General features: G+C 35.7%; 11 protein-coding genes. 7 read left to right on the forward strand and 4 right to left on the reverse strand.

The window, feature by feature from the left end; all coding sequences use genetic code 11:
* Nucleotides 1-5 precede the first annotated feature (5 nt).
* Nucleotides 6-797 carry an SDR family NAD(P)-dependent oxidoreductase gene (locus J2772_RS02275; RefSeq protein ID WP_209912913.1) on the forward strand — a complete coding sequence of 264 codons (792 nt, stop codon included), beginning with the start codon at nt 6-8 and terminating at the stop codon, nt 795-797.
* 31 nt (nt 798-828) lie between these two features.
* On the opposite strand, the gene J2772_RS02280 is transcribed toward J2772_RS02275, so the two are convergent.
* Nucleotides 829-1275, reverse strand: coding sequence for a hypothetical protein (locus J2772_RS02280; RefSeq protein WP_209912915.1), 447 nt, complete (start codon nt 1273-1275; stop codon nt 829-831).
* Between the two features lie 130 nt (nt 1276-1405).
* Between J2772_RS02280 and J2772_RS02285 the strand changes: the two genes are divergently transcribed.
* The 6 genes from J2772_RS02285 (at nt 1406) to J2772_RS02310 (ending at nt 9999) form a co-directional block, all read left to right on the forward strand.
* Nucleotides 1406-2233, forward strand: coding sequence for a S1 RNA-binding domain-containing protein (locus J2772_RS02285; RefSeq protein WP_209912917.1), 828 nt, complete (start codon nt 1406-1408; stop codon nt 2231-2233).
* A 225-nt stretch (nt 2234-2458) separates the two neighbouring features.
* Nucleotides 2459-3052: a TetR/AcrR family transcriptional regulator gene (locus J2772_RS02290; protein WP_209912919.1), complete on the forward strand. Its 594-nt coding sequence runs from the start codon at nt 2459-2461 to the stop codon at nt 3050-3052.
* 87 nt (nt 3053-3139) lie between these two features.
* Nucleotides 3140-4492: a TolC family protein gene (locus J2772_RS02295; RefSeq protein ID WP_209912920.1), complete on the forward strand. Its 1353-nt coding sequence runs from the start codon at nt 3140-3142 to the stop codon at nt 4490-4492.
* A gap of 6 nt (nt 4493-4498) precedes the next feature.
* Nucleotides 4499-5560, forward strand: coding sequence for an efflux RND transporter periplasmic adaptor subunit (locus tag J2772_RS02300; protein WP_209912922.1), 1062 nt, complete (start codon nt 4499-4501; stop codon nt 5558-5560).
* A gap of 7 nt (nt 5561-5567) precedes the next feature.
* Nucleotides 5568-8753 (forward strand): efflux RND transporter permease subunit, encoded by a 3186-nt coding sequence (locus J2772_RS02305; protein WP_209912923.1) that lies wholly within the window; start codon nt 5568-5570, stop codon nt 8751-8753.
* A 178-nt stretch (nt 8754-8931) separates the two neighbouring features.
* Nucleotides 8932-9999, forward strand: coding sequence for a hypothetical protein (locus tag J2772_RS02310; RefSeq protein WP_209912925.1), 1068 nt, complete (start codon nt 8932-8934; stop codon nt 9997-9999).
* 81 nt (nt 10000-10080) lie between these two features.
* Here J2772_RS02310 and J2772_RS02315 read toward each other — a convergent pair whose 3' ends face one another.
* From J2772_RS02315 to J2772_RS02325, 3 genes are all read right to left on the reverse strand, one after another.
* Complete coding sequence (locus J2772_RS02315) at nt 10081-10527, reverse strand: KTSC domain-containing protein (protein ID WP_089736177.1); 447 nt, start codon at nt 10525-10527, stop codon at nt 10081-10083.
* Nucleotides 10528-10615: 88 nt separating this feature from the next.
* Nucleotides 10616-10942: a hypothetical protein gene (locus tag J2772_RS02320; protein ID WP_209912927.1), complete on the reverse strand. Its 327-nt coding sequence runs from the start codon at nt 10940-10942 to the stop codon at nt 10616-10618.
* Between the two features lie 239 nt (nt 10943-11181).
* On the reverse strand, nt 11182-12075 hold the full coding sequence (locus J2772_RS02325; protein ID WP_209912928.1) for a retropepsin-like aspartic protease: 894 nt from the start codon (nt 12073-12075) through the stop codon (nt 11182-11184).
* Nucleotides 12076-12202 lie beyond the last annotated feature (127 nt).

Consider the following 12202-nt stretch of genomic DNA (forward strand, 5'->3'; position numbering starts at 1 on the left):
GAATAATGAATTTACATCTAAAAGGAAAAAAAGCATTTATTAGTGGTTCTACACAAGGGATAGGATTTTCGATAGCAAAACAATTATTACAGGAAGGGGCAGCAGTTATTATCAATGGAAGAAGCAAAGAAAAGACAGAGTGGGCAGAAAAAAAACTTCAGCAGGAATTTGCAGATGCAGATGTATCAGGAATTGTAGCTGATTTTGCTAAAAAAGAAGATATTATCAAGCTATCTGAGGAACTTTCAGATATTGATATTCTTATTAATAACGTAGGTATTTTTGGAATTAATGATTTTTATGAAATAACAGATGAAGACTGGTATCATTATTTTGAAATTAATGTAATGAGCGGGATGCGCCTATCAAGAAAACTTCTTCCCGGAATGATTAAAAAGAATTCGGGGAGAATTATTTTTATCAGTAGTGAATCAGGAGTAAATGTTCCTGAAAATATGATTCATTACGGGATGACAAAGGCTGCAATGTCTGCTTTAAGTAATGGATTATCTAAACTTACTAAAGGAACATCTGTTACCATTAATACAATTTTAGGAGGTCCTACTTATTCAGAAGGAGTTGCGAACACTGTAGAACAGATCGCAGAAGGACAAAATCTGCCAATTAATCAAATGAAAGATATTATTATTCAGAACTCTAATCCGCATATACTTTTGCAAAGATTCATCAATCCGGAAGAGATTGCCAGTTTGGCGGTATATCTTTCCAGTCCGCTTTCTATAGCTGTTAATGGAGCTAGTCTGAGGGCAGACAGTGGTGTTTTGAAAATAATCTAGTTAATAGAAACTGATCTGAAGTTCAATTGAATTACATTATCTTCATTTTATCATAAAATTTCGAATGATTAGGAGCAATATTAAACTGAATTCCCAAAGTAATTCCTTTAAAGTATTTTTCTTTGTGTATTGGAAAAGCATATCCCGTATTCAGAAACAGTAGGTTGAGTAATGAGATTCCAATTCTGGGTTCTATTGCATATTCATTGATAGAAACGCCATACAACTGGCCATTGTTGGTATAATAAACATTGGCTTCGGGTAGGAATTTATGGGTTTCATTAATGCGTGTATAAAGCATAGAAGGTCCTATAATCAAAGATTTATAGCTAGATTCTCCAAGTCTGAATTCAAGCCCAGCCTGCAAAACATTCCTTCCAGTATAGCGGTAGGCCAGATTAACAGCTGCTTTATCCAGTATTTGTGCATTTGTAAGAATGATGGAAAGAAGAAATGTCAGTACAAAATAATTTTTCATGTTTTTCAGTTTTTTTGTTCAAAATATATTGGTTTTAAAGCTTGTTACAAAGATAAAAATGATTCTTAAAAGTATTCACTAGGTTAAAACCTCCAAATTTCCGTACCTTTGTCAGCTAATTTTATCATCAATGCAACTCGGAAAAACTCAGAATTTACAAATTTCAGAAAAAATTAATTCAGGATGGATCTTAACAGACGAAGAATCCAGTGAAAAAGCTTTTCTTCCTAAAATCTTCATTCGTGAAGAACAGGAAGTAGGAGAGTATGTTGAGGTTTTTGTGTATCAGGATGATGATAAATTAAAAGCGACTACTGAAATTCCTTTGGCGGAAGTAGGTGAATTTGCGGTAATGAGTTGTGTACAGAGCCTTCCAAGCGGAGCTTTTATGGATTGGGGAATTATTAAAGATTTATTTGTTCCGTACAAGCAGCAGAAAACCAAAATGATTGAAGGCAAAAGATATCTGGTTTATCTCTATGTAGATGAGGATATGGAGCTGATTACGGGAACTACAAAATTCAAAAGAAATCCACAATATGAGGATCTTCCGTTCAAAAAAGGAGATAAAGTAGATCTTATCATGATGAACGAAAGTGAACTGGGATGGAATGTGGTCATCAACAAACAATATATCGGTTTGATCTATGCTTCGGATGTTTTCAAAAAGCTATATCCGTTGTCGGAAGAGACAGGATATATCAAAACCATTCGTGAAGATGGGAAAATAGATATTTCCCTGCAGTCGGAAGGATTTGAAAATATTGATGAATTCAAACAAAAGATCTTAGACAGGCTAGAAGAAAACTATGGACTTCTGTATGTTTCAGATAAATCTACTCCTGAAGAAATCAAAGATGAGCTTCAGATGAGTAAAAAGAATTTTAAGAAAGCCATTGGTGGACTTTATAAAGATAAGATCATCGATATCTTAGATGACAAAATAAAATTATTATAAAATAAAAAGAGCAGAATTTTCTGCTCTTTTTTGTTGATATATACATCCAAATCCATTTACAGTAAGATTTCTATAGTATTCTTCACTATAATATTCAATCTTAAAAATCCAAACTTTATTTCAAAAATATGATGTAAATCATAATAATTTCGTTTAATTTTTTTGTTTAACAATTTTGTCAAAAATAAAATTTGATATAAATTTGCACAAATTTGTTTAACAAAAATGTCAAACCAAGCAAAAAAAGACCAAACACAGGAATTGATCAAGGAGACAGCGAAGAAATTATTCTTTGTGAAAGGAAAATTTGATGCTACTACGCAGGAGATTGCAGATGAAGCAGGAGTGAATAGAACACTTATTAATTATTACTTCCGATCAAGAGACAAACTGATTCAGATCATCTTTGATGAAGCACAGAAAGTAGAGCAGGAGAAATCAAAGATCATTCAGAATTCGGATCTTCCATTTAAAGTGAAGATCAGCAAGTTTATAGAAAGCAGCCTTTCTACGAGCCTACAGTATCCGTATCTGGAAACTTATATTGTTTCACAGATTAATAAAGGAACCTGCCATCAGAGAGAAATAGAAGAAGATATTCTGGAAACTCTGTATAAGGATATTGAAAAAGAAATGGAGCTGGGAAATATTGAAAAAATGGCTCCCGTTCAGTTTATTCTGAATATGGTTTCACTATTAGTTTTTCCAAGTGCGGTAAGACCATTGTTTATGGAAAATCTGATGATCAGTGACGAAGAATATGATAAGATTATTTCAGAGAGAAAAGAGATCATTATCAATATGTTATTTAAAAATTAAAAAAATCTAAAGTATTTCTTAAAATGATTCGTCAGTTAGAAATAAAAACAAGGATAAAAATTAAAAAAATAAACGAAGTATAAAATTATGAAAAGAAAACGTATAACTGCTCAAAAGCTAAAAATTGGGATAGCTGCAGCATTTATGATTTTCGGTTTTTCATCGGTGTCTGCCCAGCAGCAGGTTTCTCTGCAGGAAGCAATAAAACAGGCACTCCAGAATAAGGCTGAAGCTAAAAAAGCAGCCTTACAGGTTAAAAAAGCCGAATATAAGATTGATGAGGCTAAAGCCGGAGCTCTTCCACAGATTAGTGTAGCCGGTGGTGTTTCTTATAACCCGATTATTCAGGAAACAGTAGTGGAGATCATGGGCCAGCGAAACATTTTCAAAATGGGCCAGCCTTGGAACTCAAACATTTCTGCCACTTTAAATCAGGCGTTGTTTGACCAGAGGGTTTTCATTGGTTTAAAGGCTGCAAAGTCTACCAGAGAATTCTATGTATTGAACTCTCAGCTGACCAATGAGCAGATCATTGTGAATGTAGCAACAGCGTACTACAATGTATTTGTACAGGAAGAAAACCTGAAAACATTGGAAACAAGCTACGCCAATACTGAAAAAGTAAGAAATGTTATTAAGAGTTTGGTAGATAACGGTTTAGCAAAACCTATCGATCTTGACAGAACCAATGTTCAGCTTACCAACATCGCTTCCAATAAGCAAAAGCTTATCAATGGAGTAGAACTATCCAAAAATGCACTGAAGTTTTACATGGGAGTTCCTATAGATTCTCAGATTGAACTGGAAGAAAAAAGCATCGAACCAAAGCCTGAACTTATCGCAGGGCAGATCAATTTAGACAACAGATCTGAAGTGAAGGTTCTAAGAAAGCAAATGGAGCTTTTACAATTCAACAAAAAAGCTACTGAAGCATTCCTTTATCCTACAGTGAGCCTTCAGGCCAACTACGGATGGTATGGAATGGGAACAAAATTCCCTTGGTTCAACGGAATAAGTAATGGTGTAAACTGGAGTGATGCGGCATCGGTAGGATTAAATGTAAATATTCCGATTTTCACAGGAGGAGCTACAAAATCTAAAATCCAGCAGGCAGAAATTGATATTCAAGACTTAAATCAGGATATTGAAAACACTCAGCTAAGCCTGAATTTAGATTATAAGAATGCAACTACCAATATGGAAAATGCTTTAATCAACATTCAGAGTATGAAGGATAACGTGGCATTGGCAGAAAAAGTACAGGCTAATACACAATCCAACTATCAATACGGTTTAGCAACACTTACAGATCTATTGGATACAGATAATTCATTAACAGAAGCAAAACAAAACTATGCCAACGCGCTATTAGATTACAAGCAGGCAGAAATTCAGTTGATGAAAGCAAAAGGAGAATTAAATACACTACAAAACCCATAATAAGCAATGAAAAAAACTTTAATATATATCATCGTAGCAGCTGTACTGGTTGGGTTGGCAGCTTACAAGATTGCAGGTAACAAAGAAAAGCAGACTCAGGAAGTAAAAGAGGTTGCCAAGCAGGTAGATAAAATCAACGTTAATATCGTAACGGTAGCAAGAGAGAATATCGATACAGATTATTCTGCAAACGGTACCTTCATTCCTAAGCAGGAAATGAACCAGTCTTCTGAGATTTCTGGACGTATTGTTAGCGTTCTAGTGAAAGAAGGTTCAAGAGTAGGAGCAGGCCAGGTTTTAGCAACTATCAAAAGAGATGCTATCGAAGTTGACGTTACTCAGGCTCAGAATAACCTACAGAACGCTATTATCGACAACCAGCGTTACGAAAATGCATACAAAACAGGAGGTGTTACCAAACAACAACTTGACAATTCAAGATTGCAACTGAAAAACATGCAGGCTGCAGTGAGAGCTCAGGGAGTACGAGTAAATGATACAAGCATCCGTGCTGGGATCAGTGGTACGGTTAACAAAAAAATGGTTGAACCCGGAACAGTTGTTTCTGTTGGAACTTCAATGTTTGAAATCGTTAATATCAACAGCCTAAAACTTTCTGTTTTAGTAGATGAAAGTCAGGTTGGAAAAATTCAGTTAGGTCAGGAAGTTCCAATTAATGTAAACGTTTTACCTGAAGAATCCTTCGTAGGTAGAATTACATTTATTGCTCCTAAAAGTGATGCTTCTTTGAATTTCCCTGTTGAAATCGAAGTTCAGAACAGAGGAAACTTAAAGGCGGGTATGTATGCAACGGCTATATTTAAAACAAACCATGGTGCAGAAACTCAGAATATGCTGACAGTTCCGGCAGAAGCATTTGTAAATGGAGTAAGCTCAGGACAATTATTTGTTGTTCAGAATGGTGTTGCTAAATTGATTAAAGTAACCGTTGGGAAAGTTTACGGAGACAAAGTACAGGTATTAAGCGGACTGAATGGTGGTGAGCAAGTAGTAACCAGCGGACAGATTAACCTGGACAACGGATCTAAAGTGAACATTATAAAGTAAACGATATATGAAGTTAGCAGAAATATCGATTAAAAGACCCTCGTTGGTAATTGTATTATTTACAATTCTGACGCTGGGAGGTATCCTGAGTTATACACTCATGGGATACGAATTGATTCCGAAGTTTGAAACCAACATGGTAACCATTTCCACGGTGTATCCGGGAGCTTCACCGGCAGAGGTGGAGACCTCCGTCACCCGAAAGATTGAGGATGCTGTAGGTTCTTTGGAAAACGTAAAAAAAGTAGAATCTTCTTCATATGAAAGTTTATCCGTTATCATGGTTCAGCTGAACAATGGTGCCGATGTAGACTTTGCCCTGAATGATGCTCAGAGAAAGGTAAACGCTATTCTGGGAGACCTTCCGGATGACGTGAAAGCACCTTCACTGAATAAATTCTCTTTAGATGATTTACCTATCATCACGATGAGTATTTCATCGGATAAATTAAACAGTAAGGATCTTTATGACTTACTAGATAAAAAGATTGAACCTATTTTCTCCCGTGTAAATGGAGTAGCACAAGTTGATCTTGTAGGTGGACAGGAGAGAGAAATTCAGGTGAATCTGGACGAAAAGAAATTGCAGGGGTATGGACTTTCTATTGGAGATGTTCAACAGGCAATTCTCTCTTCAAACTTAGACTTCCCTACAGGGAGTTTGAAAACAAGAACTACAAAATCTACGATCAGATTATCCGGAAAGTATAAGTCTACTGAGGAAATGAACAACCTTGTTGTTTCTAATAAAAATGGAGCACAGGTTCGTTTATCTGATATCGCAACCGTTTTCGACTCTCAGAAAGATGTTGAAAAAGTAGCAAGATTCAACCAGTTCCCGACGATCTTAATGCAGGTGAAAAAGCAGTCTGATGCCAACGCAGTAGCAGTATCTGAAAGTATTCAGAAAACGATTAAAACTGTGGAAGAAGCATACAAAATCCAGGGAGTAAAAGTAAAAATCGTAAACGATACTACAGAATTTACCCTTGAATCTGCCAACCACGTAATTTTCGACTTATTCTTAGCGATTATCCTTGTGGCAATTGTAATGCTATTATTCCTTCACAGTATCAGAAACGCATTCATCGTAATGGTATCTATTCCGGCTTCATTGGTGGCAGCGTTCATCGGAATGAACTTAATGGGATATACTTTGAACTTGATGAGTTTACTAGGGCTGTCACTTGTGGTAGGTATCCTTGTGGATGATGCGATTGTAGTACTGGAAAACATCTACCGTCACATGGAGATGGGTAAAAGCAAGATCAGAGCAGCGTATGACGGAGCATCAGAAATCGGATTTACCGTTGCTGCGATTACGTTGGTAATTGTGGTGGTATTCTTGCCGATTGCGATGAGCTCAGGGCTTGTAGCCAACATTCTGGCACAGTTCTGCGTCACGGTGGTTATTGCAACATTACTCTCGTTATTGGCTTCATTTACCATTATTCCTTGGTTATCATCAAGATTCGGTAAACTAGAGCATTTAACAGGTAAAAACTGGTTTGAGAAATTCATCCTTTGGTTTGAAGGGTTAATTGACAAATTCACTCATTGGATTACAGGTATCCTTGAATGGTGTCTGAAGACAACTTTAAGAAGAATTTCTACTGTTGTGATTACATTCATTGTTTTAATCAGTTCATTCTCATTAGTAATCTTTGGATTCATCGGAGGAGAATTCTTCCCGCCGATTGATCGTGGTCAGTTCTTAGTACAAATGGAGCTTTCGAAAGATGCTACCGTTGAAAAAACTAACCAAATAACATTAGATGTTGAGAAATTTTTAAGAAATGATAAAGATGTTGTAGACTTAATTACAACGGTTGGACAGCAGTCAACAGGTTTTGGTGGTGCTCAGGCAACTACTTACCAATCTGAGGTTCAGGTTAACCTTACAGATAAGTCTGAACGTTCTGAAAGTACAAACATCAAAGCTGCAAAAATAAAAAGAGAGCTAGAGGAGAAATTCACTGGAGTAGAGTTCAAAACAGCTCCAATAGGGATCATGGGTGCTGAAAATGCACCAATTGAAATGGTAGTAACCGCTCCGGATAATGCAACAGCAGTAAAAGAAGCAAACAGAATTCTTGATCTATTGAAAAAAGTTCCAGGAGCAGTAGATGCGGAGCTATCAACTGACTCTGGTAACCCGGAAGTACAGGTAAATATCGACAGAGATAAAATGGCTTCTCTAGGCTTAAATCTTTCAAGTGTAGGACAAACAATGCAGACTGCATTTAATGGAAATACAGATGGGAAATTCAGAGCAGGAGAGTACGAATATGACATTAACATCCGTTTTGGAGATGTGAACAGACAATCTATTGATGATGTTAAAAACCTTATGTTTACAAACCCTCAGGGGCAGCAGATTCGTTTAAGCCAGTTTGCTGAAGTTAAAATGGGCTCAGGACCAAGTTTGCTTGAACGTAGAGATAAGTCTCCTTCAGTAAAAGTAAGAGCCAAAGCAGTAGGTAGACCGGTTGGGGACGTAGCGAACGAATGGGCTGCTAAGTTTATGAATGAGAAAAGACCTATTGGTGTAGATTACATCTGGAGTGGAGATATGGAGAACCAGCAGGAAGGTTTCGGTACTTTAGGAATTGCGTTATTAGCGGCTATCGTATTGGTATACCTGGTAATGGTATCGTTGTATGACAGTTTCGTATATCCTTTCGTTGTATTGTTCTCTATTCCGTTGGCGATGATTGGGGTAATGGTAATCCTTGCCTTAACAGCTAACTCATTGAACATCTTTACGATGCTAGGGATGATCATGTTGATCGGATTGGTAGCGAAGAACGCGATTATGATTGTTGACTTTACGAATGCAAGAAAAGCAGCCGGAGCAACAACTCACGATGCTCTAATTCAAGCTAACCACGCCCGTCTTCGTCCGATCCTGATGACAACCATTGCGATGATCTTCGGTATGTTACCGATTGCATTGGCAACAGGTGCCGGAGCTGAGATGAACAAAGGTCTTGCATGGGTAGTAATCGGTGGTTTAACATCGTCTCTATTCCTTACCTTGATTATTGTACCGGTAGTATACTCTCTATTTGACTCTATCTTAAGAAGAATGGGTAAAGATACTAAAGTAGACTACGAAGCTGAAATGAAGGCAGAGTATGAGCACAGGGAATTAAATGAAGACGGTTTTACTCCTAAACATTTAGATAACTAGAATATCATATACCTTTAATTAATCGAAAGCGCCTCAGATTTTCTGAGGCGCTTTTTGATTAATAATTTCTGATGAGGCTCAATATTTTATTTTTAGTGTATATTTACCATCCAATGTTTTTACTTTAGACACTAGGTTAGGTAGATTTTTAAAAACCTATAAAAAATTATAAACACAAATGAAAAAAATAATTTTGCTATCTTTATTGTATTGCCCTAGCATGGGTGCGCAGAACTTGTATTGTACAATGTCAAGTTATTCTAATAACGTCATCTACGATGATATGCGTAAACTGAATAATATTAGCGGGGCAGAAATGTCATCAAAATATTTATTCAGTAGTGGGAGCTCAAATATTGGCAGTGCATCCTTCGATTCTTCTTCAAACATGATTTTTACCCTTAATTCAGGACTGAATATATTAGGTAAGTATAATGTATTGAATGACACATTTTCTACATTACAGCTTCCCTGGCCGGCGAATAACGGAGGAGTGTATGTAGATATTGCAATGGCCAATGGAAGATTGTTCGCCATCAAAGAAAGTTCTTCAAATATTATTTCTATATGTGAATTTGATAAACTAACAGGAAATCTTGTTTCTGAGTATAATTATACAACACCTTCCCTTAACGGTTTTTCGGATTTTGCTTTCTGCCAGGAAACCAATGAACTTGTTCTTTTAGTAAATAGTAAAATTGTTAAATATAATATTGTAACAGGCAGTGAAACGTCATTCAGTTTGCCATCAGGAAGTTATGATAGTATTGTGCCTGTAAACCAGAAATTATACGTTACAAAACAGAATACAGTTTCAGGAAATATAGTGTTTACTATAGAATCTTATCAATTATCCACTGGTAGCCTAATGAGTTCTAGTGTGCTTTCAAATACTTTTACGGAGGTAGATGAGGGTATCCGCAATTTATGTTTTCTTGGAGCAACCAATGAACTTGTAGGCACTATAAGTTCACAAAATGAAATCAAGTTGTTAAAATTCAATATCAGTACATTTGCTGAAAGTTTAACACATCTTTTTTGGGGACCGTCATATTTTTTAGGTGACATGGTTGCTACTACTTCAATGGCAACATTATCAACAAATGAAAATCTGAATAATGGTAAAAACAAAAAAATCAAGAATGCATATGATATGGCAGGGAAGAAAATATCTCCTGATACTAAAAATCAGATAATTATTTTTGAATATGAAGATGGAAGCCATCATAAAGTATTTCAAAAGTGATAAAAATCCATTAGATCTCTGCAATAAAAAAGGCTTTCGGTGTAAACCGAAAGCCCTCTCATATGTTGTATTTGAAAAAAATTAGTCTGCCATAACCTCTCCAGCTTTTCTGTAGATAAAGTTTCCATAGACGTGTCTTCTTGCGAAACGGCTTGGAGAATCAGCGTTAACCATTTTAATATAAGTATTTCTTGGAACGCCCATATATTCATAGGTTTTTCCATTCAAATGCTGAACTGTTAAAATCGATTTTTCAAGATAAAAGTCCTGAATGTTAGATTGAGTGATGGTTTCTGTGTATTCTTCTTTATATTTTTCCTGAGTTTCAGGATTAATGCTTACCAGGAAATGATAGGCTTCAATCACAGACTTGCTTCTTTCTTCCGCTGCTACTTTTCCTTCCTCGTCATTGATAAATTTATCAGGGTGTGTATCTTTCATCACATTTCTGTAAATCGTTTTTAACTCTTTTAAAGTTACCGTTTTATCAACTCCAAGAAGGGTTCTGTGTTCACCTATTCGTTTCATATTTTGAATTCTTATTTTCGGGGTGCAAAATTAAGTAATTTAATTGGAATAATTGTAACTTATTCATTATTAATTTATTTGATGGCGCTTATTCTCCATGAAAATATTCGTAAGCATAACCTTCCAAATCTCCACCTTCTGAAATTAGCTGCTCTTTTTCATCATAAATTTTGAAGCTTTCCTGTGAGCCACCGATACTTGCAGAACCATCCAATCCAAGAAGAAGCGTATAAAAAGTGTCCGTTAAAAGAGTTGAAATAATGTCCTTTAGTTGCTTAATCTGGGTTTCATTGAGGTTTAATTCTTCAATTTTTGCTGAAACAAGAGTTTTATAATCTGATTGATTTTCAAAAGCTGAGTGAATAATATCCTGTTTTTCGAGATAGAAATTTTTTACAAACTCTTCGGTTGTCATTATTGTATGTTTTATTTGATCCATTCAAAGGTTTTCTTATTGGTGGGTAATTATATATTCTATTATTTTTTTATTATAGCTATGTCATTTTGAATAAAGACAGAAGGTTTGCAAACATAGTTTAGAAGAGAAATGAAGAATCTAATTGTATTGAGATTCCTCCTTCGTCGGAATGACAGCGATATAAGATTGTATATATTCACTTAAATTATTTTACATAATATGGAACAATACTCTTATCAAAAATCAGAATATAGATTCTTATTCAGCTTAAAATAAATAGACTGGTTTTTAAAATCGATAATGGTATTGAATCTCTTTAAGAAACCATTTCCAAAAAAGCCTGCCATTTTTTCTGAAGCATCAATTCCTTCTGTAGAGCTGGAAAGCGTAATTGGCACATTGTAAAGAAATTGATGGGCGAAGGTAATGGATGGACAAAGAACTACCGGCATTTCATATACAGAACCATCGGAGCCCTGTGCTGCAGCTTTTCCGATTGTTTTCATGGTATTGGCTAAAGAATTTTTTCTGGCATAAGGAGAAGCGATGGTAAGAGCATCATCCGCACCGCTGTCAAGACCGAAATACCCGGAATATTCTTTACCATTGACTGTTATTGAGCTTTCCACAGCAGGGTAATTATCAATGAGATGGAGTTTCATTTTTTCATATCCTGAAAAATCAATAGACGTGTCATTTTCATCATAAAAACGGATCACATTTTTATGGTAATCAATTTCAATGACCTTTCCTTTCATTAAATCTGTTCCAAAAACACCATCGAAATTAACCTCTCCATAAGGAATGAGGGTAAAAAGAACATCTGTTTTCTGTATATCCCCGAATTGAACTGTATTATGACTGCTGTAATCAACGGTGTTTACCCCGTTTGAACCTTTATTTTCAGATTTTCCGCCAATTTTCAAATTAACTTTCTTCTTAGCATTGATATTAATGACAGATCCGTCTGCACCGGTATCAAACAGGAATTTTACATTATCCACTGCATTTACCCTGCATTGCAGATAAACAGAATTGTTTTCCAGTGAGAACGGGATAAGGGTAGGCTGCTTTTGTGCTGATAAAGCTACACTAATGCCTATGGTTAAAAAAAGATATTTACAATTCATAAAAGATGCATTCTAAAGGTTAATGCAACGAAAATAAATCTATTGATGATTTTGACAAAGAAAGGGCGCTTCATTAACCTTCCCTTAACCATTCTCTATCCAAATATTCTTTAAAACTACATACACA

This window comes from Chryseobacterium jejuense, from assembly GCF_017877355.1.
GTDB classification, from domain to species: Bacteria; Bacteroidota; Bacteroidia; order Flavobacteriales; family Weeksellaceae; genus Chryseobacterium; species Chryseobacterium jejuense_A.